Raw genomic sequence first — 21,717 nt, 5'->3', positions numbered from 1 at the left:
ACATTAGATTTCAATGAATTAAAAGACAGTTAAACGAAAACATGCGCCGCACAATGGATGCCAGTGTAAGGACCCGGATCTGTGGAGTCGGCAAGACATCAAGGATGATTAATTCGCTGATTTCTCTGCAACATTACGATGAAAATCGGAAACAGTAGCGCCGCCACGGCAGCGATGATTAACAGCCTTTCAAGATGCCAGGCTGCCCCGTCTTCCCCAAGCAGCAGCGGAACCAAAAAGAATGCAACGGTGGTAGCGAGGTGCATTAATGACGTTTGTAGTGCCACAAATTGGGCACGCTGCCCCTCGGAGGGATACGAAATGGTGACCGCCGATGACACCACCAGACGACTATAGGATGCGGCGAGAAACAGGACAATAAACAGTCCAGACAGCGGGGAACCGGACGCAGCCATGCCGAGACTGAGCAGAAAAATAAGCGTAGAACTAACGGCCAGTTGTCGTGTATTAAAGTGCACCAACAGTTTCCCGGTTATTTTGGTGGCCAGCAGGCCTGCAATGCCTCCGGCAAGAAACACCCAGGGTAACAGCGGCAGTGCCAGCCCCATCTGCCGTGTCAACAACGGAACCAGAATCGGAATAATCAGCATCGGACTGAACTGCACCAGGGCATTTGCTGAGGCAAAGAGCAGTGTATTTTTACTTAACGTCAGCGGAGCAGGAGCATACCCAATCGACGTCTCCGCGGGAACGAAAAGGGTAACAAGTGGAATCGCAAGCAGGCACAGCAGGCCTATGGCGTTCAGTGAAAGATGCCAGCCGAAATGGGTACAAATCAGTAATATCAGCGGCATTCCAGCAATGCTTACCATCGAAAACGCGGCAATGACCGTCGCCAGCATCTTCCCACGCATATCGGGTGGGGTTTGATTGATCAGCAGACCGATGGCGACACCCATCGTTGTACCGCCAAGCATACCGGCTAAGAACCGGAGTATCAGCAGCACGCCGAAACTCTGCGTTAGCGTGGCCATGACCGTCAACGTGCCCAGCAACGCCATATTCAGCATTAAAAAACGTTTTTTATTCACCCGACCCAGCCAGTAAAAAGCGGAGAAGCCGGAAATAACTGCACCTGCGGTATACAAACCCGAGACATAACCTGAGTAAGAGACAGGGACGGCGAAATCAATCGCCATAAATGCGAACAGTGGATTAAAAACCATATATTCCAGCGCATTAGCAAACTGAACAAGTGCGATAACCAGTGCCATATGGCGCAGTTGACGGAGATGAGGATTCGACATGGCAGATAACCTGAGTTGAAAGAAGAACCCAGCTTAATCTCTATCAATAATGATTATTAGCCGCTGAAAATTAATCATTGCATTATCAAAAATGGGATAATGAACGCAAGGTTATTACCCGGATGGCGCACGATGTCGCTCGAATTTATACCGTTGAAATTAGCAAAACGAATTCAATTTATGCCAGGCGAGAACCCGGTTTACTGATAATCGGGGAGGGGAAGCGGGCCACTAAGGGCCCGTATATTCTCAGGCAGAAAGCGTCGCCAGACGGGCAGCGAAGCCCATAAACAGCAGTGCAATAATACCGTTTCCAGCGCGCGAGACATTCTGACGCTGGCGGAAAAATGTTGCCATCGCTGCGCCGCCAAATATCAGCAGGGAGAGATAAATAAAGCTGAAGGCTTCCAGAATAGCCGCCAGCAGGAAATAGGACAGGCCGGTATGTGCATAGTTATAATCAATAAACTGCACGAAAAATGAGATATAAAAAAGAATGGCTTTAGGGTTGGTCAGGCTGAGAGTCAGCGACTTTCTGAAAACATTTTCCTGACTAAGGCTGACCGTTTCGCTGCGATGACTTTTAGCAAAAAAATTGGCGTGAATAATTCTGATACCAAGGTAGAGCAGATAAAAAGCCCCCAGTAAACGCACCAGGGTAAATAACAGCGGCGACGCTTTGATAATCGAGGCTACGCCGATAAAGGACAGGAAAATCAACAGGGCATCGCCGGTGAACACGCCCAGCGCAGCGCGATATCCGACGGCAACACCTCTGGATGCGGCGGTCTTCAGCACGTAAATCGAGTTCGGGCCTGGTGCAATAATAATTAACAACAGGCCCGCAATATATGTCCAGAGATTGATAACGCCAAATTGTTCCAGTAACACCCTGACCTCCATGATAATCAGACTTGCGCAGACCTTTACAGCCAGACGCAGATTGCAGGTCAGTATTCTAGCGCCTGATGTCGTCAGGGTTAACTTCTTTCGCAAAATCAGTGAGGCAGCGTGTCAAGATCCTCTGCCATTATTGGCGCAGGTTTAGTTAAACCCGTTCTCCATAAAATCAACCATCGCACCTTTGTGTGCATCGACATTACGGATATAACGCATCAGGGTTTCCGGTTTTTTCCACGTGCCTTCCTGCATAATTTGCGGAACGGAATAGCCCTGCCGGGCCATATCCTGGGCGGCCCCGACGCGAGCACTGTGTCCGCTCCATCCCTGATAGCGACCTTTATTTTTCTTTGCGGGCGTAGCCGGGCCTACCTCGCGCCACGCCTGCAAAAAAATATTTTCCAGCGCCGGGAGCGTTAACGGCCTGGCACTGTTGATCCTGGCCGAATTAGAACGGTGAACGGGGCAGAACAGGTAAGCATCCGGTTCGGCTGCCAGCCCGGAAATCATCAGCCATTCCGTCAGGCGCTGGGAGGAGTGGCTGCTCAGCGCTTTAATCAGCCCGCCGGTCTGAACAATGGTTTTGGTCCACGCCACGTCCAGAATAATTCGTCCATCCTCCGTCCGGCTGATATCGCCCACCCGAAGCCGGGAAAGTTCGCTGACGCGCAGCAGGGTGTTGTAGGCCAGATGCAAAAAAGCCAGGTCCCGGACCTGCTGCAGTCGGTCCGATCCTGCCCAGCGTGCATCCAGCCGGGAAAGATCGCTCAGCCGAAAAGGCACGGCCTGGCCGGTGCGTTCGCCGCTGACGACCGCACTGCGGTTAATCTTTTTGAGGGTGCGAAACACCAGCGGCGAAGTGCCGGGAGACACCAGACCGGCATTACGATGCAGCATAGCGATCAGCGCGGCGTGGCTGGCAATAGTTGAAGAAGACCGACCGCTGCTCTGTAGCCAGGACAGGTAGTCACGCAGATCGGCAGGGGAGATCGGGAAAAACGTTCGGCCATGTTCTTCCGCCCAGCGATAGCAAATGCGCATCACGCTGAGTAACTGCCGCCAGGTGTTTGGCGAGAAGGCATCTTTGTCCTCGACGAATTCTTCAAGCGCTGTTCGCATTGCATCGCCAGCTGTTGAAGAAAGAAAAAAGGACTGATTCTGAATGGGTTTGGTCATTTTACTCTCTGCCTTCCCGTGACGACTTAAGACCGGCCATCCGGCCAAATGTACCGTCACGCAGAACGAACCGGTGGTAAAGCGCCGCCAGAATATGCACGGCCATGATTCCGCAGAGCACCCATGCCAGCAGGGCGTGCAGCGCATTGGCCGGTGCGATCATCCAGCCGATTTCCGTGCCGGTTTCCGGAATGAGGGGCAGTCCCCAGGGGCTCCATCCCTCGCCGCTGCCGTACACGCGCAGAAGAGCAATCGCCGGGATGATAAACATCAGGGCATACAGCATCAGATGAGCGGCGTGAGCGGCGGTGCCCATCCATCCCGCTGAACGGGGCGGGCGGCGGCGACGGTTGATGACTCCCCATGCGGCACGCACGACGACGAGCGCGATGGTCAGCAGGCCAACCGTGCCATGATCGGGACCGAACCGGGCGATATTTTCGACAGTTTCTGAAGGGCTGAACGCCTTCCAGCTCAACGCCATGATCAACTGCCAGAGAAGCAGGTAAGCCATTGCCCAGTGCAGGATGCGGGTGACCAGGCCGTAACGTTCGGGCGTGTCCATCCACTGGCGGCCGGTACGATTGGGGTCTTTCATGCTGCACCTTCCGGGGTCGCGGGGAGAAAAGAGGGCAGGTATTGGATGAATTCTGTCATATTTGCTGAATAAATCGCCTGTCATTACCATCGATCGCGCTACGTGAATTCTGCCGAATCGGCAGAGGGATAATGCGCAATCTTTCACGTAGCGACGCCATTTTTTACTGTAGAATTGCCCGGTTGCAGCCCGGGCAAAATCAGGTGCTCAGACGGACGGCAAAGTCCGATCCCGCAGCGGATCGTATGATAGCGGAATTTTGATCCCAGATCCTGACTTTATATAATGCCTATTATATAAAGTTAGAAAACGATCCGATAGATCTTCTTTATAATTATTGATATTTATCATCAGGTTAGATTGTGAAGGGCGGCTGCGGTTTTATCATCGCGATCCCGTGAACAGAATGCGAATCTGCATTAGCGGAATCCCGAGGGTTCAATACCGTATCGATCGCTGAACTGCCTGCTAAAGCTGGTCACGGAACTGTAGCCGACGCGGCCCGCCACCGTTTTTACCGGAAGATCGGAGGACATCAACAAACGCAGCGCTTCTGCCACGCGGGCCTCGATAATAATCGCCCGCAGGCTGGTGGATTCAGCGGCCAGACGGCGGCGCAGCGTGGCTCCACTAAAACCCAGCTGCTGTTCTATTTCAGCGGCATGCCATAAATGGGCAGGATCTTTTGCTACCATTCGGCGAATCTTCATTGCCAGGCCAGGATCTCGTGCGCGCAGCAATCCGTGGCAGCCCATGGCATAAAGCATCAGCACCACTTCGACCATGGCATGGAGAGAAAGAGGGCGTATACCGCCAGTCATCGCCTTAACCCAGCGCTTAAGCGGTGCAAGCAGATCGCCGACGGACACGGCAACCACATCGCCAATCTCCTGTGGCGCGGGGTCGGCAAGCAGCAGCCGCGCGGCCTCCAGCTGTTCCTCCGCCAGCGACAGGCTCAGCGCAACAAATTCTCCGCTGATTTTGCAGGGGGCATACTCGATGTCCAGGCTTCTGGCATTCGGAACCACCAGCATCTCACCGGGGTGTACGGTTACCCAGTCACCGTTTTCCCGATAGCTGAAAGTGCCCTGAAGTGGAAAAGAGAAGGTCGCGACTTCCGCCTCAAAGCGTTTTACCTGATGGGTTTTCACCGCGCGCAGGCAAACGCAGGGCAACGGCGACTGAGAGCGCGCAAGCTGGAGCAGCTGGTGAAGCAAATGCTGCACCTCAACATCATGGGTTTCAGAAACCTGCATAGGACCGTCAAAAGGGAAATGGAGATTTTACTATATGCCGCCCGGGTCTGTTTTCTCAAGCGGCCTGTGCTTTCATCGCGTTTTAACCTCAGATCGCTGGCGACCAGAGGTCGTAGTCCAGTGCAAACGTTGCGCCATCACGTTTTACTTTGCCGGTTGTGGGCAGATTAAAATGCATCCCGCTGACCGACAAATTATCACTGACCGCGCGGTCAAGCAGCTGATGACGCACCGCCGATGCTGAAACCGGATCGCTGTCGAAGGCAATAGTCACCTCCGGCTGGGCAATCTGAATATGAGGGAAATGTACAATATCTCCCCAAATCAGCAGCGATTCGCGTTCATCTCCCAGTAAATAACCGCTATGCCCCGGCGTGTGGCCAAACAGCGGAACGGCCTGAATACCTGGCAGAATCGCTTCCTGACGGAACGGCACCAGCCGATCGTCATAGGCGTTAAAGGCGTTTCTTGCCAGATCGATAAACGGGCGATGGGCGTCCGGCACGCTGACGTAGCGATTTTCATCCCGCCAGAAAGCCAGCTCTTTTTCATGCACAAACAGCTGCTGCACATTGCGGAAAAGAGGCGTTTGTAGCGGACCGGCCAGGCCACCGATATGATCGGGATGGGCGTGCGTCAGCAAAACGGTATCAATCTGCAGCGGATCGATACCTGCGGCGGCCAGCGCCACCGGCAGCCGCCCGCCCCAGCCGTTAACGCCACCGGCACCGCTGTCGATCAGAATGGTGCGATCCGGCGTCTGGATAACATAAACGTTGATATTGATACGCGGCACGGCTGGTGCACCGCGTCGCTCTAACAGCGCTTCTGCCCGCGAACCGTCGATGCCGGAAAGGAGTTCAAACGACACGTCCAGATATCCGTCGCTGAGCATTGTCACCAGCATGTCGCCGATTTTTTTGCGGTTAATGGCCGGTGCCTGCCAGGTAAGCTGAGTCATTATTTTCTCCGTGAGCCGATTTCATTCAGTCAAATCATGCCGTTAAGCATAGCAAGACCGATCTCATCGTTTCGCTCACTTTGGCTCGCCAAACGCTCAATCCATCGCATTCACTTCCTGTATAAGGTCAATCAACGCTCGAAGCGCGACTGGAATATGGTGTCTTCCTGCATAGTAAAGTGACAGACCGGGCATCGGCTGTAGCCATGGAGACAGCACGCTAACCAGCTCGCCGTTGCGCAGCTCATTTTCGATATACCAGCGCGGGATCTGCGCAATGCCTGAATCATGTCGTACGGCGGAAAGCATCAGCTGCGGGGAATCAAGGATCAGCGGACCAGGCACATGCAGCGTGAAGCGTTCCCCTTGACGATGGAACTGCCAGCCAGAAGGCAGACCTCCGGGCAGGCGTCCGCGAATGCATTGATGATGCATCAGATCTTCCGGCCTTTGCGGCGGGGGATGGCGCTCGAAATAAGCCGCAGAAGCCACCACTGCCAGCGGGATTTCATTGGAAATCGGCACCCGGATCATATCCTGCGGCACGCTATGGCTTGCCCGTATTCCGGCATCAAATCCTTCACCGATAACATCCACCATCCGTCCATCGGTAACGATATCCAACGTCATTTCCGGATAGCGTTGCAAATAGCGATGCAGAATCGGTGTAAAAATCATCAGTGCGGCACCCAGCGCACAGTTAATCCTTAACGTACCCGACGGCGACAGGCTTCGGCCGCTGGCTTCTTCCATCGCCTGCTGGATCTCGGCCACGGCGGGGCCAATCCGTTCGACAAACTGCTTGCCTGCATCCGTCAGTGAAACGCTGCGGGTAGTGCGGTGAAACAACCTGATGCCCAGTCGGGATTCCAGTCCGGCGACAGTATTACTCACCGCCGAGGTTGACATCGACAGCTCCAGCGCCGCCGCGCGAAATCCCCGCCGCCTGGCCACGGCCAGTACCACATTCAAGTCTGTCACATCTCTGGACATTGTTTCGATTTCCGGGATTCTTCATGCCTGATTAACTATATTATCAAAACAATAAGCCATCGATACACTCCATTCTTCTTCCCCATCAAGACAGAACAGGAGCCATGCCATGTGGTATATCGACAAGGCCTATATAGGCGGTAAATTTGTTGCAGTCAGCGGCAGCAAGGAAATTGAGAGTATTAATCCGGCAAATGAAAAGGTTATTGGCCGCGTGCGTCTGGCGGATCGCAATGATGCCCGGCGGGCGATTATTGCCGCATCACAGGCGCAAAACCGACTACGGGAAACCTCCCGAAAAGATCGTGTTGAGATGCTGATGGCGCTCAAGTCTGCCGTTTTACGCCGGACGGCAGATCTTCAGCAGGCCACTATTGAGGAATATGGCGGGCCGCTTTCTCGTTCACGCTGGGTCAGTCAGTATGCTTCGCAGTGTTTTTCCGATGCTGCGGATACATTACAAAATTACCCCTTTACGAAGAAAATCGGTGCGGCAACGGTGGTCATGGAGCCTGTTGGCGTGTCGGCACTTATCGCACCGTGGAACAGCGTGACGGGCTCGGTATGCAGCAAGCTGGCCTTTTCACTGGCTGCGGGCTGTGCATCGGTGATTAAACCCAGTGAACTGGGGGCGATGCAGACGCAGGTGCTGGCGGAAGCGCTGCACGAGGCCGGTCTGCCCGATGGGGTGTTTAACATTCTGCTGGGCAATGGCGACGATGTTGGCGATGAAATCTGCCGACATCCGCTGATTGCCAGAATCTCTTTCACCGGTTCAACGGCCACCGGTAAAAACATTTCCCGTACGGCCACTGAAACACTAAAACGCGTCACGCTTGGACTGACGGGAAAATCCGCTTCGATTCTGCTGGATGATGCCGATCTTAACGTTGCGATTCCGCTGGCGATAAACGCTGCATTTCTCAATAACGGACAGGCCTGTGTTGCAGGGTCTCGGCTTCTGGTGCCAGAGTCGCTCTTAGAAGACGTCATCACGCGGGTCCGATTGCATGTTTCCACGTTGAAAACGGGGCTGCCGGACGATCCGGCGACGGAGATCGGTCCTCTGGCTAACCAGAGCCAGTACGATCGCATCCAGCGCTACATCCGCCTGGGCATTGAACAGGGCGCGGAGATTATCGTGGGCGGTGAGGGACGACCGGACGGATTGGAAAAGGGTTTCTTCGTCAGGCCGACGGTCTTTGCAAAGGTGCAAAACCAGATGGATATCGCCCGTGAAGAGATTTTTGGCCCGGTACTGTCCATCATCAGCTATAGCGATCGGGACGATGCCATCCGTATTGCCAACGACTCGCTCTACGGACTTCAGGCGTATGTGTTTACCTCCAACACAGAAAGAGCGTTACACATTTCCCGCCATCTTCAGGCGGGCAGCGTGCTGATCAATCGCATTACCCCTGAACTTCTGGCCCCATTTGGGGGCGTTAAGCAGTCCGGTATCGGGCGCGAATTTGGTATTTTTGGACTCGAATCCTTCCTGGAAGCCAAGTCCATTGTAACGGGCTAGCGTTCGCGGAAAGGCCATGTCGGTGCCAGAGACATCATTTCGCCGATGCCTCTGGCCGCTGACCTCACTCAGCTACGTGCTTCGCTTAGCAGCTGTTGTATAACCTGCTCCTGCTGTTCGTAATCACCTTCGCCAAAGGCGGTATAGCGCAACTGGCCCCTGGCATCAAAAATGTAGTGTGCGGGCCAGTACTGATTACCGAAGCGGTTCCAGATGGCATAGTTGTTATCGGTGACCACGGCGTAGGGCAGTTTCCAGCGGGCGATAGCAGCGGAAACCGCCTGCGCATCGCGCTCCCAGGGATACTCAGGGGTATGAACGCCCACCACCACCAGCCCCTGGCTCTGGTATTTATTGGCCCAGTCGCGTACGTGCGGCAATGTGTGCTGACAGTTAATGCAGTCAAACGTCCAGAAATCGACCAGCACCACTTTACCCTTGAGCGAATCAGGAGTGAGGGGTTCACCGTTCAGCCAGCCGGTATCGCCGGTCAGCGATGGCAGTGCGCTGCTGGTTTGCTGAACGGCTACCGGCTGCAGTTTGATCTGCGGCTGCGGGCGGGAAAAGTGCTCGCTCAACCGCTGCTCCAGGCGCTGGGCAAATTCCGGTCCACTCTGTAGCTGGCTCTGCGCACCGCTGGCAACCAGCGCCACCGACCCGAGCATCAGCCCGCCCGCCAGCTGGCGAAAACGGGTGGTGATCATCATCCCCGGCCGTATCCGCGCCAGCAGTTCACGACCGGCAAACCAGAGCAGAGCCAGCATCGCGGCACATCCGCTGCCGTAAGCGGTCAGCAGCAGTGCAACGGATACCGATGATGTGCCGCTTACCGACAGGCTGAGGATTGCGCCCAGTATCGGCCCGGCACAGGGTGACCACAGCAGGCCAATGGCCATCCCGGATAGCAGGGCTGCGGCCAGCCCCTGCTGACGATAGCTTTCATCGTTAATCCGGTTGCCGAGGGCAAGCAGCGGACGGCTGAGCCACTGGGCCACTCGGGAGGAGAGCAGCGTTAATGCAACGAGGGTGAGAAAACCGAGTGCTATCCAGCGCCCGGCGGCGGTAACGCCGGTAACCCACTGACTGGTCACCGACACCAGCAGTGCCACGGCGGTAAACATCAACACCATTCCGCCGAGCAATGCGATAATTTTACCTCTGCTACCGCGCACACCGGCAAATACAAAGGGGATCACGGGCAGAGTACAGGGGCTGAGTAATGTCAGCATTCCGGCAATAAAAGCAATCAACAGCGTCATAGAGAAACTCCTTCAATAGCAAACGAGGTCAGGGTCTGCCTCCTCGGGCAGTGGGCCTATTTAACCGCTCGAATGTATTGGTGGTGTTTCTCGATCTGGCCGATTTTGTCAGCTCATTTATCTGCGGGCGATAGCGATACACTTTGCTACAAACGCGTCTCACGCAGCATTACGGCTGCCTGCAATCCTCCCTGAGGAAGGTTGCTGAGCGTCAGCGTGCCGTTCATCTGACCGACCAGCTGTGACGCAATCGCCAGCCCCAGCCCCGTGCCGCCGGTGTGGCGACTTCGGGAGTTTTCCAGCCGATAGAAGGGTTCCAGCACCGCCTGCAGCTCCCGTTCGGGAATACCGGGGCCGCCGTCGCGCACGCAGAATTCAACGCCGCCGGGGCCGGGCGGGAAAAGCACAATGTCGGCACGATGACCGAATTTAAGTGCATTATCGGTCAGATTAGTGATGACCCGCCGCAGCGCCTGCGGGCGAACGCTAAAGCGATCGTCGCCGCCACACGGTGTAAAACTCACCGGCAGCCCGATATCCTGATAATCGCAGGCAAGGGTATCGATAAAGGCATTCAGGCTGACGGTTTGCGGTTTCTCTTCCAGCCCACCCGCGCTGCGGGCGTAAGCAATCCCTTCACGAACCAGCCGACTCATTTGATCCAGATCGCTGAGTAGCTTATCGCGCAGATCCGGCTGTTCCGACATCTCCACGCGCAGCTTCATCCGGGTAATCGGCGTTTGCAGATCGTGTGAAATGGCCGCAAGAATTTGCGATTTCTCTTTCAAATGTTCCTGTATACGGTTCTGCATATCATTAAACGCGCGGGCGGCCTGGCGAACCTCCAGCGGGCCGCCTTCCGGCATCGGCTGGATAGCCGGTGAGGCTGGTTTCAGGGTATCAACTGCGCGAATAAACTGCGTGAATGGCCGTGTGACCTGGCGAACCGCAAACCAGCCGCAGCCGATCAGCAGCATCAGCTGGGCGAACAGGACTAGCGGTAACCAGGTGGCAATGGCAGGCATGTGAGGCCAGAGATTAATAGTCAGCGGGCTGCCATCATGCAGGCGAAGGTGAACCTGAATATGTTCGCGACTGCCGGGAAGGGAGACGATCGTCATCGGCCAGGTACTACCCAGCGCGGCCTTCAGTGAGTTAACCGCATCGCGCGAACGCAGGCTGGTAGGAGGATGGCCTGTCTCATCCGACGACAGCTCGTAGCTGTAGTTTCCTCGCGCCAGTCGGCTCAGCCACTGCGGGCGTTCGGCCGCAGGGAGCCTGTCGAGGATCGCCACGCTGGTGGCAACATCGTACTCCAGATTCCCCAGCATCACCGTTTTGGCGCTGCTCATGCGTTCAATCAGCAGGCTGGCCAGCGTCATGCCATTTGCCAGCAGCAGGCCAAGCGTAACGATCAGCAGCAGGCGGGCCAGCAGTGTTCGTGGCCACAGCCTCATTCGAGAGCCTCTTTGATAATGGCGGCGGCAGCCAGTACATAGCCTTCACTGCGGACCGTCTTGATCAGCAACGGTTCCCGCGCATCTTCCCGCAGCCGCTGGCGGAGCCGACTGACCAACAGGTCGATGGAGCGTTCAAACAGCTCCGCATCGCGCCCCTGGGTCAGATTCAGCAGCCGATCGCGGGACAGCACCCGCTGCGGATGATCGAGAAAAACCCGCAGCAGTCGATATTCCGCACCGCTCAGCGCCACCACCGTTCCCTGCGTATCCAGCAAATGTCGGGAGGTGGTATCCAACTGCCAGTCGCCAAAAGCAATGATCCGTCCGGCTTCCGTCACCTGCAAATTCGGCGGCAGGGCGCGCGTGCGGCGGAGGATCGCTTTGATCCTCGCCAGCAGTTCCCGGGCAACAAACGGTTTCACCAGGTAATCATCAGCGCCCATCTCCAGCCCAAGAATACGGTCAGCGTCTTCTCCGCGCGCGGTGAGCATCAGTATGGGCATATTTTTCTGCGGGTCGCTGCGCAGCTGACGACACAGCGTCAGACCGTCATCGCCCGGCATCATAATATCCAGTACGACCAGGTCGATATGCCTGTTCCCCAGTACCGACCGCATCTCGCGACCGTTCGCCGCCCCGGTTGCGGCGTAGCCTGATTTAATCAGGTAGTCGACGATCAGCTCACGAATGTCGCGATCGTCATCCACCACCAGTATGTGATCGATATGTTCCAGGGGAGGCTCCTTAGTTACATGCCCGCTGCGTCAACGACGGCCTGAACGAATCGCTCAGGATCTTCCTGCGGAGGATTGTGTCCGATATTACCGCTAAACGTGCGGTGTTCATATTTCCCGCTGAACTTAGCCCGATAGGCCGCCGGGGCCGGATGCGGTGCACCGTTGTTATCGCCTTCAATGGTGATGGTCGGTACGCCGATAGTGGGGAGCGCCGCCAGCTTTTGTTCATAGTCCGCGTACTTTTCTTCACTCTTTTCCAGACCTAACCGCCAGCGGTAGTTACTGAGAGTGATCGCGACGTGGTCGGGATTGTCCAGCGCGCGGGCGCTTTTCTCGAAGGTGGCATCGGTGAATTTCCAGCCTGGCGACGCCTGCTGCCAGATCAGCCGGGCAAAATCTTTGGTGTTTTCAGCATAGCCTTTAGCACCGCGTTCGGTGGCGAAGTAAAACTGATACCACCACTGCAGTTCGGCCTGCGGCGGCAGCGGTTTACGGCCAAGCTCCTGGCTACCAATCAGATAGCCACTTACCGATACCAGAGACTTAACGCGTTCCGGCCACAGGGCCGCGACAATATCGGCGGTGCGTGCCCCCCAGTCATAACCGGCGAAAACCGCCTGCCTGATATTCAGGGCATTCATCAGATCGACCACGTCCTTCGCCATTGCCGCCGGTTCGCCGTTGCGCGGGGTTTTATCCGACAGGAAGCGCGTGGCGCCGTAGCCGCGCAGCCATGGAACAATCACCCGATAACCTTTAGCCGCCAGTTGCGGTGCCACCCGGGAGTAACTTTGAATATCGTAGGGCCAGCCGTGCAGCAGAATAACCGGCTGACCATCGCGTGGGCCGATATCCACATAGCCGACGTTCAGCACGCCCGCATTAATCTGCTTAATCTGTTCAAATCCGGTGCTGTAGTCCTGAACCGTCTGCGTTGCTGATGCCTGGCAGGCTGCAATCATAGCCATGGTGCCCAGCAGTAATGGCGATATGCGTGTTTTCATTTTTTTACCTCAGGAGTTGTTTTGTTTGTTGAGGCTATGAAAACACGCTGATGTATGCGGAATGTTTTTATCTTTGCGGGTTGTGCATCAACCTGTATCGCTTAATAAGGCAGATACAGTGTGATACAAAAATCCCGCAGGACAGCCCGGAGCGAGGATTGCGTGCGGTGCGTGATAGTCATGTTCGGTGGGGTCAACACGTTAATTTGCGGTCAGCCACTGTCGCTGACCGTTGCGCGTGTTGATGGGGTAAAAATGGAGGATAACTTTGGGGCCGATCAGTTGGCGTCAAAAATCACATAAACCTTACGCATCTGCGTTTCCACCACCCAGGTTCCCTGCGTATTGGCTTCGAAAAACAGCGTATCGCCGCCTTTAAAGCTGACCGGTTCTTCACCGTCGGTGGTGAAGGTGCCGCTGCCGCTGAGAATATGCATGACTTCCGCCTGCTTCACGCCGCGACGATAGCTGCCCGCCGAGCATTCAAAGATACCGGTATCGATATCCTCCTTGCCGGGGATTTTTTTCTCCAGCCCAAAGACCTTAATCGGCGGGCTGCCCGGTAAACCTTCCACGCTACCACACGCTTCAAGGGATTCAATGGCGGCGGGCTGTGCAATTTTCTGTACTTTCATTTCAGGGTATTCCTTGCAGTGGATGCCGGAGCAATATCGTAAGGTGATGAAAAAAATCAGGTTAATGATGTGATGGCATTAAGATTAGCGAATTGATTAAGCAGATGGTCTGATTTATCGGCGGGGGTTTAACATTTTTACGCGAAAATTGGCGGGGTTAAGGCAGGAAATTTTTGCTGCGCCGGGAAAAGGTCGCCCGTTGTCCGTCAGGAGCGGGGCAACCTTTATCAGTACCTGGCGACAGAGGCTTATTGCCCGGTCGTCGCCCGTTGGCGTAGCTTACTCCAGCCAGCAGCGATCGCCGTCGCAGACTACCTTTTTACCTGGTTTATCGTCCGCCGGGATATTCTTCTGGCACTGCGCAGCCAGATCGTTAAGCGCCTGAATAATATCCTCATGCAGACCCGCGTGCTGCGCCGCGTCTATTGCCTTCAGCGCATACTGGTGTGCATCCTGCCAGGCTTCCTGCCGGAATCTGACCAGCGTCAGGCTGCGGGCGATATGGCACCGGGTGATCCATTCACCGCTTTCCACCGCCTGGCTTTCAGCTTCCAGAAGCGTATCGGCGGCAAAGGCGAGCAGGGCATCCTGACGATCGATTTCCGGATTCACCTCTATACCGTCAACGATGATATAGCCGAGTTCCTGGCGGAGTCTTTCCGTCGAGTCGCCGAATTTTTCTTTCAGTTGGCGGGCGTAGCTCAGCGCCGCATCTCCGCCGGGCAGCCGCAGCATCAGGGCCAGTTTCTCCAGCCCCAGCACCTGTTCCAGGCCTGGATTCTCAGCAAATGCGGCCTCGCAGGCGGCAATCGCGCCAGGCAGATCTTTATCGGCGGAGAAGGCCATCAGCTGCTTTTCCAGCACTTTCCTTTCCGCCACCATGCTGTCTTTTACCCACTGCCGGTACTCGCTGGCCGCACGTTCAATATCAAACGTACCGGCGACAACCTCGGCCAGCGGCGCATCCAGCTCCATCGGGTGACCAAACCAGGCGATACGGCCCTGCTGGTCAATCAGGAAAGCCGTAGGGATACCCTCCTGCCAGCTTGGCTTCAGCCAGCTGCCGGGGATATCACCCGGCTGTTCTGCCGTTGCCGCCGGGTTAAAGGCCAGGGTATAGCCCATTTCAGCCTCGCGTTCGCTGGCGAATTGACGCACTTCGTTAATATCGTCTTCCCAGATCGCGGCACCGAGTATCGTCACCTGCGGATATTGCTGCTGTAGCTGGCTGAGATGCGGGAAGGTGGCGACACAAGGCCCGCACCAGGTAGCCCAGCACTCCAGTACATAAACCTGGCCGGGTTCAAACGCGGTAAACGCCTGCCCCTTGATAAATTCCAGGCGTGGGAATGAAGGCGCGGCATCGCCGATAAATAACGGGTTAACTGACATAGTGACTCCGGTAATGTTAACTGCCTGCTTATTCGCGCAGGGGATTTAATAGTGACCTGCCAGCAGGGTGATGAATTGCGCTTTCAGCCGTTCGCGATCCTCTCGGATCTGTTTCTCTATATTGTCGATCAGTGTGAAATAATCGGGATTGTCGGCGATAAGCCTGCCGACAATATCGCTGCGCAGTGTTGTCAGCTGCTCTTCTGAATATTCTCCGGCTTGATTGGCAGTGTGATTCGCCAGCGCTTCTTCAAAGCGTTGATTAATTTCCTGCTCGCGCTGCTGCCACTGAGCACTCCAACCGCAGCGTATCCTGGCAACATGGTAGTTAAGGCCCTGTACGGGCGACAGCAGGTCGGTAAACAGGGTGACCGACTCAGCGAGCGGCCAGCACAGCGCTTCCAGAAGTGCGATAAGGTAATAATTCAATATCGAATCATCCGGCGACTGCGGCAAATCCATTACCGCCTGCTGCACACTCTGCCAGGGCGCAGCGTTCCCCGGCAGCGGCGGGCTGGCGCGATGCAGCGCCGTCAGCCTCTCCAGCAGAGTCAGGATCGGCGGTGCAATCTCTTCGCGGCACACTTCCAGTTGTTCCTGCACCGTGCCCAGCAGTGCGCTTAACATCGCGGGTTCAATGCCGCTGAGATCCTGGCCCGCAGCCAGAGAGGTAAACCACTCTCGCGCCCAGTGGATATCGAACGCCTCATCCTCAAACGCAAGCCGGTCGGCGAGCAGGGCAAAAGACGCGGGGAGGCCGGTCACGCTAACGTAATCGTCCAGCCCGCCGCGCACCGCGCAGCCGCTGAAGGTGCCGGACTCGCCCTGCCAGAAAGCGCCGTGAGGATGAATTTTTCCGCTCAGCCAGCTGTTTTCAAGCTGGCTGAGCACCTGCTGTTTTCGTTGCGGGCTGCCGCCAAAGGCGATACTCATACGGCGGGTCCCTTGTCTGATTGTCCCAGCCAGGCGTTCAGGCGCAGTTTATTCATCACGCCGCTGTAGCGCGCCACTTCACTACCGTGACGGAACAGGATCAGCGTCGGAATGCTGCGAACCGCCAACAGGCTGGCAATCTCGGGCCGCTCGTCGATGTTGACCTTCACCACCGCCAGTTCTCCGTTGCGCTGCCGCGCCGTTTCATCGATCAGCGGGGCAATCATCTGGCAGGGCTGGCACCATTCTGCCCAAAAATCCAGCAGCACCGTTGCCTCACCGGCCAGCAGATCGCCCAGCAGGTCCGCATGTTGATCGTCGGTTTTTTCTGTCACAGCGTTGGCTCCTGCGGTAGAACGTTGAGCGGGTTCAGTCCCGGTAAGTCGTTGTCTTTCAAGCGGATGACCGGCAGTCCTGGCGGCAGTGCGCGGCAAATATCCGCTTCTGCCTCAGCCATGTCCGCCACCACCACCCACGCCATACCCAGCGGCTTGATTAAGGTCGCCGCCAGCCGTTGCAGATCGTCGGTGGTCAGGGCGGACAGCTGTTGCGCATATCTTTGCCAGTAGTCATCGGTTTTTTGCTGGACAACGATAAAGCGGACATCCTGCAGCTGCTGACCTACGCCTTCCGAACCGCCGCGCAGCCGCAGCAGCTCTCCCCGGCGGAATTTTTCCAGCTCTTCCACCGTTACGGGCCGGTCGCCGTCGATCGCCGTCAGCTGATGCCAGACTTCATTCAGGGCATCGCCGCTGCAGTCGGCCTGCACGGTGGTGTAGAACCCCTGAATCCGTGCGGCTCTGGCCTGGGTCAGGATGCCGTGAACGCCGTAGGTCCAGTTATGTTCTTCACGCAGAGAGGCGTTAAGCCGGGAAGCGAAGCCGTTGAGCAGCGCCTCATGCAGCAGGTTGAAAGCCGCATCGTCCTGCGTTTCACCCGGAGGGATCAGCGAGGCGGCGGCGATGGTCGTCTGGCTTACTCCCGGTTTATCAATCAGATACACGGCAGCCGTACTGGCAGTCAGCGCTGGCAGAACCAGGCTTTCGCTGGCGGATTCACTGCGCCAGTCGCCAAACAGCGTATTCAGCTGGCTGATGAGGGCATCGAAATCACCGCTACCGGCAATCACAAACTGCGCGCCGTCCGGCACCAGCAGCCGCTGCTGATGTTCTGACAGACCGGTAAAGCTCATCTCCGCCAGCGTGGCGGGCGTGCCGGAGCCGAACAGCGGCTGGGCGTAAGGGTGCCCGGCGGAGAACAACGTCTGCGACAGCAGCAGGGAAACCATGCCGTCCGCCGTGTTGAGGTGGGATTCCAGTCGATTAATTTTACGACTGCGGCTGCGCTCAAACTCCTGTTCGGTAAAGTGGCTGTGACGCACGCGGGCAGAGAACAGTGCCAGCGATTCGCCCAGACGAGAAGTCAGCGCCCGCAGCGTAACCAGCATATTGTCCTGGCCGATGCTGACATCCATATCCGCGCCCAGGCGCTCAGCGCGATCGGCTATCTCATCGGCGGTGAAATCCCCGGCTCCGCATTCAGAAAGCAACTGGCTCAGCAGTTGCCCGGCCCCCGCCGTGGCAAATACATCCCACGAAGAACCGCGCGGGATAACCAGTGAGATCAGCGTTTCCGGCTGCTGTGGGCGGGAGGAGAAAATAACCGGCATGCCGTTATCCAGCCGCGCACGGCGCAGTTCAGGCTGGGCGAACTCACCGGATAATACGATCGGCGGCACCTCTCGTGGCGGCGACGGAATTTCCGCGCTGCGGGCGGTAAACGGAATAATATGCAGACTGTAGCGGTCTTCATTTAACCAGCGTGCGGCAGTCTGACGAAGCGTCTCGCCGCTGACGGTCGCAACGCTGTTCAGCAACCGGCTGTAACCCTGCGCATCGCCGAGCATGCCGACGCTGAAAGAGAGCAGATCGGCGATATCCGTCACCGTCGAATAGCTCTTCAGCGCGCTGGTCAGATAAACCTCACGTACCCGTTCCAGGTTGTCTGCCGGGGTGCCGCTGGCGGTAAAATCGGCCAGAATCGCCAGAATCGCCGCTTCCAGTTCAGCGGGAGAAGCACCGTTCTGGACCTGGGCCGAAATGGTCAGCTGGCTGCACACCAGCCCCGGATCGATCCACGCATTAACAAAGGTCGCTATCGCCGACTCCTGTACCAGCTGCCGGTGCATCACCGACAGCACGCCGTGGGTCAAAAGCTGCGGCAGCAGCAGCAGGGCGGTGGTATCCGCATCACCGTACGGCGGTAAATTCCAGCTCAGCATCACGCGGGCATGAGTTACCCGATCTTCCAGGATCTCCCTGCGCCCGCCCTGGATCGCACTGACCCAAACTGCGGGGCGCTGTAGCGGCTCGCCCGTTGGGATATGTGCAAAAAATCGGCTGACTTTTTCTTTTGCCGTTGCCAAATCAATGGCCCCTGCCAGCGTCAGCACCGCGTTTGAAGGGCGATACCAGCGCTGGAACCAGGCGCGGGCATCCTCCAGCGTGGCATTTTTAAGATCGGCTTCTTCCCCCAGTACGGTATGCGCGTAGGGATGGCCGACCGGGAAGCAGGCTTTGATACTACGTACCGACGCCATGCCATAGGGGGCGCTTTCACGCTCCTGTTTTTCGTTCAGCACTACGTTTAGCTGGCGATCCAGCACGTCCTGCTGGAGTCCTTCAAGAAAATGCCCCATGCGATCGGATTCCGCAAACAGGGCAAAATCCAGCGCCTCCAGCGGTACGGTCTGATAATAATTGGTGCGATCGCGGCTGGTGGTGCCGTTTACCTGTAATGCTCCGGCCTCGAGCATCCGTTCCAGATATGAACCGGGCAGGTTGCCGCTGCCGCCAAACATCAGATGCTCGAACAGATGGGCAAAGCCGGTTTTCCCTGCGGGCTCATCCTTGGCTCCCACGCGATACCAGACGTTCACCGCCACCACCGGCGACTGGTGATTTTCGTGAACGATCACGGTTAAGCCGTTTTCCAGGGTGAATGTTTCACAGGGAATGGCCAGCGTATCGCTATCCGACAGCGCTCCTGCGCTATGCTGTTCGTTCAGATTTTGTGTATTCATGCAAACTCTCGATTAACCTGCTGCTGATTATCAGAATGTCCCGTCAACGCTAACCACCACATTGCGCGGCGCACCGTACCAGTTACCGGAGTCCACGCCGCCGGTGGTGCCGTAATAGCGGCGATCGAACAGGTTGTTGACGTTGAGCGCCACCGACCACTGGTCGTTAAACTTGTACGCGGTGCGGGCAGAAAACACGCTGTAGAAACCCTGACCAAACTGGTAGGCCACGTAGTTATCGTCGCAGGTGCCGTCGGCATTGACCTTGCCGCACACTTCACCGGCGGTGAAGCTGCGGGTCTGCGCAATCACGCCCAAACCGACGCGGGTTTTATTCAGATATTCGTTGCCGCTGAGCTGAAAATCATTCCACAGCTTGAACATATGCTTCGGTGTAAAGGACGACAGCGTTTTGTCCTGACTGGTGCTTTCCGGGTCGGGACGGGTTTTATTGTTGTTATAGGAATAACCAAAATTCACCGACCAGCGCGGCAGTGGTTCACCGGTAATATCGAAATCAACCCCTTCACTGGTTTCTTCAGCACTGCTCAGGCGATAGCAGCCGAGAGAGCAGTTGAAATTCAGGCTATCGAACTGCGCACCGTCACGACGCAGGGCGCGGTAGGCGGAAAGCGAGGCGTTGGTCGATCCGTTGCTGTATTTCACCCCGATCTCTTTGGTACTGCCGGTCATCGGCGGCAGCGGCGTATCGTTGGCGGTGCGCATATAGGCCTGGAACTGATAAAGATCGGTATAGCTGCCGTACACCGACCATTCCGGTGAAAAGTCGTAGCGCAGCGCGTAGTAAGGCACCGACGTGCGTGACGTTTTCACATTAAGCCCGACGACATCCACCACCTGATAGTTGGCGTCGTAGCGATCCCAGCGAACTGCGGACTGGAAGTGCAGATCCGGCAGAAAGGGCAGCAGTACGGCGTCAATTTTCGCCACCAGGTTCGCGCTGTTATAGCGGGCGAGGGTTGAGCCTTCTGGCTCCCAGTCGGGTTCGGGAACAGAGAGAGAGGCATCGCCGTAGGCGCGGTTATATGAGGTGCCGGTATACTTGTTTTTCTGATAGCTGCCGGAGAAGGAAACCTGCTGCGGCAGGGAGAAAACATCAAACTTTCCCACCAGATTGGCATCGGCCAGATACTGCTTGCCGATGGCATCCTCCGCGTTCATATCGGTATAGCGCGCATCGTCGATCAGATCCGGCACTGCGCCCACCAGCGATCCCTGGCGATTGGTGTAGTCCTGACTGAAGTAAGTCAGTTGAGAATTCAGCGCCCAGTGTTCCCCCAGCTCCTGTTTCAGTTGGGTAAACAGTTCGCGGGAGATCAGCTGACGATGGCTCCACGGCAGGGCCAGGCTGGTATCCCGGGCGTAATGCGCGTCCGCGCCGGACTGATAGCGCGACAGGCCGCCTTCCCACGGCAGATTCTTTTTCTGCGTGTAGCTGCCGCCGACAGAAAACAGCGTGGTGGGCGTCAGATCGGCTTCGAGAATACCGTAAAGCAGGCGGGTGCTGTCGCCGGAGGGATGATAATACTGATCCTTATCCTGCCAGGTGGCGACGGCGCGGCCGCGCAGTTTGCCATCAAACGCCAGCGGGCCGGTGACATCAACCGACGAGCGATAGTCATTCCACGAACCGGCCTGTACACTAATCGCAACCTGGCCGTGATCCAGCGGTCGTTTACGAGTCAGGTTAATACTGCCGCCGGGAGAACTGCTGCCGACGCTGTTCAGGCTGTCGCCGCCGCGCAGAATTTCCGCATGGTCAAACATCGACATATCGAAAGAGGAGAAAGAACTGTCGCCGTTGGAGATATTGTCATACAGCTGAATGGGCGTGCCGCCGTCCAGCTGAATATTGGTGACCCGCCAACCGCGCGAATAATATTCCTCGTTACCACCGGTTTGCCTGACGGTGATCCCGGCCACTTTTGACATTACGCCATCCAGATCGGTCAGGTTCTGATCTTTAATTTGCTTGCTGGTAATGACGCTAACGCTTTGCGGCGTTTCCTTCAGTGACTGCGGTGTTTTCGAGCCGATGCTGACCGCCGTGGTGGTGTAGCTGTCGCTGCCCTCGGTGGCTGTCACATCGGTACTGCCGTTGCCGCCGCCTTCCGCGACGGTGGCATCGCCGTCCACCCTCACCGCATCCAGCACATTTGCACCGCCGCCGGACGGCGTGCCGATCAGCGTGACGGCGTTATTCTGGCTGTCAAGAGTAAAGCTTAACGCGCTACCCGCCAGCAGCTGGTTCAGCGCCTGCGTTGCGCTGAATTTCCCACTCACTCCCTGAGTTGCGTGTCCGTCGGTTAAGCTGCTGGGCGCAATTAACTGTAGCCCACTCTGCATACTGAACTGCAGCAGCGCGGTGCCTAAATTACCGGCCGGTATGTGATATTCCGTTAGCGAATTCGTCGATTGCTGCGTATTTTCCGCCGAAGCGGAATAAACCACTGATGAGGGTAAAAATAACGCTACTGCTATCATTAACGACAATGTTTTTATATTCATCTTGCC

General features: G+C 56.5%; 18 protein-coding genes. 1 reads left to right on the top strand and 17 read right to left on the bottom strand.

The genetic code is table 11. From position 1 onward, the window contains the following. Positions 1–98 precede the first annotated feature (98 nt). The 7 genes from OMR58_RS18040 to OMR58_RS18010 all read right to left on the bottom strand — a co-directional run bounded on the left by OMR58_RS18040 (position 99) and on the right by OMR58_RS18010 (position 7,152). On the bottom strand, positions 99–1,235 hold the full coding sequence (locus tag OMR58_RS18040) for an MFS transporter (RefSeq protein WP_264546574.1): 1,137 nt from the start codon (positions 1,233–1,235) through the stop codon (positions 99–101). Positions 1,236–1,517: 282 nt separating this feature from the next. Further along, entirely contained in the window at positions 1,518–2,171 is a 654-nt protein-coding gene (leuE, locus tag OMR58_RS18035; protein WP_264546573.1) for a leucine efflux protein LeuE, read from the bottom strand. A 141-nt stretch (positions 2,172–2,312) separates the two neighbouring features. Further along, complete coding sequence (locus tag OMR58_RS18030) at positions 2,313–3,287, bottom strand: tyrosine-type recombinase/integrase (protein WP_264546572.1); 975 nt, start codon at positions 3,285–3,287, stop codon at positions 2,313–2,315. Positions 3,288–3,345: 58 nt separating this feature from the next. After that, positions 3,346–3,942 carry a cytochrome b gene (locus tag OMR58_RS18025; RefSeq protein ID WP_264546571.1) on the bottom strand — a complete coding sequence of 199 codons (597 nt, stop codon included), beginning with the start codon at positions 3,940–3,942 and terminating at the stop codon, positions 3,346–3,348. A gap of 419 nt (positions 3,943–4,361) precedes the next feature. Beyond that, positions 4,362–5,198 (bottom strand): helix-turn-helix transcriptional regulator, encoded by an 837-nt coding sequence (locus OMR58_RS18020; protein ID WP_200558836.1) that lies wholly within the window; start codon positions 5,196–5,198, stop codon positions 4,362–4,364. 88 nt (positions 5,199–5,286) lie between these two features. Continuing rightward, on the bottom strand, positions 5,287–6,159 hold the full coding sequence (locus OMR58_RS18015) for an MBL fold metallo-hydrolase (protein ID WP_264546570.1): 873 nt from the start codon (positions 6,157–6,159) through the stop codon (positions 5,287–5,289). Between the two features lie 96 nt (positions 6,160–6,255). Beyond that, entirely contained in the window at positions 6,256–7,152 is an 897-nt protein-coding gene (locus OMR58_RS18010) for a LysR family transcriptional regulator (protein ID WP_264546569.1), read from the bottom strand. Positions 7,153–7,261: 109 nt separating this feature from the next. Between OMR58_RS18010 and OMR58_RS18005 the strand changes: the two genes are divergently transcribed. Then, positions 7,262–8,680 carry an aldehyde dehydrogenase family protein gene (locus tag OMR58_RS18005; RefSeq protein ID WP_264546568.1) on the top strand — a complete coding sequence of 473 codons (1,419 nt, stop codon included), beginning with the start codon at positions 7,262–7,264 and terminating at the stop codon, positions 8,678–8,680. Between the two features lie 68 nt (positions 8,681–8,748). On the opposite strand, the gene OMR58_RS18000 is transcribed toward OMR58_RS18005, so the two are convergent. From OMR58_RS18000 to OMR58_RS17955, 10 genes are all read right to left on the bottom strand, one after another. Next, positions 8,749–9,939 (bottom strand): cytochrome c biogenesis protein DipZ, encoded by a 1,191-nt coding sequence (locus tag OMR58_RS18000; protein ID WP_264546567.1) that lies wholly within the window; start codon positions 9,937–9,939, stop codon positions 8,749–8,751. A 146-nt stretch (positions 9,940–10,085) separates the two neighbouring features. Further along, complete coding sequence (locus OMR58_RS17995; protein WP_264546566.1) at positions 10,086–11,396, bottom strand: ATP-binding protein; 1,311 nt, start codon at positions 11,394–11,396, stop codon at positions 10,086–10,088. Further along, a complete protein-coding gene (locus tag OMR58_RS17990) occupies positions 11,393–12,133 on the bottom strand; it encodes a response regulator (RefSeq protein WP_200546501.1) in 741 nt (246 codons plus the stop codon). Before OMR58_RS17990 ends, OMR58_RS17995 begins: the two co-directional genes overlap by 4 nt. A gap of 14 nt (positions 12,134–12,147) precedes the next feature. Beyond that, positions 12,148–13,140: an alpha/beta fold hydrolase gene (locus OMR58_RS17985; protein ID WP_200558842.1), complete on the bottom strand. Its 993-nt coding sequence runs from the start codon at positions 13,138–13,140 to the stop codon at positions 12,148–12,150. 278 nt (positions 13,141–13,418) lie between these two features. Continuing rightward, positions 13,419–13,775: a cupin domain-containing protein gene (locus OMR58_RS17980; RefSeq protein WP_200546430.1), complete on the bottom strand. Its 357-nt coding sequence runs from the start codon at positions 13,773–13,775 to the stop codon at positions 13,419–13,421. A 279-nt stretch (positions 13,776–14,054) separates the two neighbouring features. Next, a complete protein-coding gene (locus OMR58_RS17975) occupies positions 14,055–15,167 on the bottom strand; it encodes a TlpA family protein disulfide reductase (RefSeq protein ID WP_264546565.1) in 1,113 nt (370 codons plus the stop codon). Positions 15,168–15,212: 45 nt separating this feature from the next. Beyond that, on the bottom strand, positions 15,213–16,100 hold the full coding sequence (locus OMR58_RS17970) for a hypothetical protein (protein ID WP_200558844.1): 888 nt from the start codon (positions 16,098–16,100) through the stop codon (positions 15,213–15,215). Continuing rightward, on the bottom strand, positions 16,097–16,435 hold the full coding sequence (trxA, locus tag OMR58_RS17965) for a thioredoxin (RefSeq protein WP_200558845.1): 339 nt from the start codon (positions 16,433–16,435) through the stop codon (positions 16,097–16,099). Before trxA ends, OMR58_RS17970 begins: the two co-directional genes overlap by 4 nt. After that, positions 16,432–19,182: a M16 family metallopeptidase gene (locus OMR58_RS17960; protein ID WP_264546564.1), complete on the bottom strand. Its 2,751-nt coding sequence runs from the start codon at positions 19,180–19,182 to the stop codon at positions 16,432–16,434. The genes trxA and OMR58_RS17960 overlap by 4 nt, the downstream gene beginning before the upstream one ends. Before the next feature lie 30 nt (positions 19,183–19,212). Further along, positions 19,213–21,711, bottom strand: a complete 2,499-nt coding sequence (locus tag OMR58_RS17955; RefSeq protein ID WP_264546563.1) for a TonB-dependent siderophore receptor — start codon at positions 21,709–21,711, stop codon at positions 19,213–19,215. Positions 21,712–21,717: the final 6 nt, after the last annotated feature.

It is taken from the genome of Erwinia sp. INIA01, assembly GCF_025947915.1.
In the GTDB taxonomy this organism is placed as follows: Bacteria; Pseudomonadota; Gammaproteobacteria; order Enterobacterales; family Enterobacteriaceae; genus Erwinia; species Erwinia coffeiphila.
The sequence above is the reverse complement of the archived record's forward strand: the minus strand, read 5'-3'. Positions and strand labels throughout refer to the sequence as shown.

Excerpts from the sequence above, each read along its gene's own strand:
- OMR58_RS18040 (WP_264546574.1), bottom strand. The coding sequence starts at position 1,235 with ATGGCACTGGTTATCGCACTTGTTCAGTTTGCTAATGCGCTGGAATAT.
- leuE (WP_264546573.1), bottom strand. The coding sequence starts at position 2,171 with ATGGAGGTCAGGGTGTTACTGGAACAATTTGGCGTTATCAATCTCTGG.
- OMR58_RS18030 (WP_264546572.1), bottom strand. The coding sequence starts at position 3,287 with ATGCGAACAGCGCTTGAAGAATTCGTCGAGGACAAAGATGCCTTCTCG.
- OMR58_RS18025 (WP_264546571.1), bottom strand. The coding sequence starts at position 3,942 with ATGAAAGACCCCAATCGTACCGGCCGCCAGTGGATGGACACGCCCGAA.
- OMR58_RS18020 (WP_200558836.1), bottom strand. The coding sequence starts at position 5,198 with ATGCAGGTTTCTGAAACCCATGATGTTGAGGTGCAGCATTTGCTTCAC.
- OMR58_RS18015 (WP_264546570.1), bottom strand. The coding sequence starts at position 6,159 with ATGACTCAGCTTACCTGGCAGGCACCGGCCATTAACCGCAAAAAAATC.
- OMR58_RS18010 (WP_264546569.1), bottom strand. The coding sequence starts at position 7,152 with ATGTCCAGAGATGTGACAGACTTGAATGTGGTACTGGCCGTGGCCAGG.
- OMR58_RS18005 (WP_264546568.1), top strand. The coding sequence starts at position 7,262 with ATGTGGTATATCGACAAGGCCTATATAGGCGGTAAATTTGTTGCAGTC.
- OMR58_RS18000 (WP_264546567.1), bottom strand. The coding sequence starts at position 9,939 with ATGACGCTGTTGATTGCTTTTATTGCCGGAATGCTGACATTACTCAGC.
- OMR58_RS17995 (WP_264546566.1), bottom strand. The coding sequence starts at position 11,396 with ATGAGGCTGTGGCCACGAACACTGCTGGCCCGCCTGCTGCTGATCGTT.
- OMR58_RS17985 (WP_200558842.1), bottom strand. The coding sequence starts at position 13,140 with ATGAAAACACGCATATCGCCATTACTGCTGGGCACCATGGCTATGATT.
- OMR58_RS17980 (WP_200546430.1), bottom strand. The coding sequence starts at position 13,775 with ATGAAAGTACAGAAAATTGCACAGCCCGCCGCCATTGAATCCCTTGAA.
- OMR58_RS17975 (WP_264546565.1), bottom strand. The coding sequence starts at position 15,167 with ATGTCAGTTAACCCGTTATTTATCGGCGATGCCGCGCCTTCATTCCCA.
- OMR58_RS17970 (WP_200558844.1), bottom strand. The coding sequence starts at position 16,100 with ATGAGTATCGCCTTTGGCGGCAGCCCGCAACGAAAACAGCAGGTGCTC.
- OMR58_RS17960 (WP_264546564.1), bottom strand. The coding sequence starts at position 19,182 with ATGAATACACAAAATCTGAACGAACAGCATAGCGCAGGAGCGCTGTCG.
- OMR58_RS17955 (WP_264546563.1), bottom strand. The coding sequence starts at position 21,711 with ATGAATATAAAAACATTGTCGTTAATGATAGCAGTAGCGTTATTTTTA.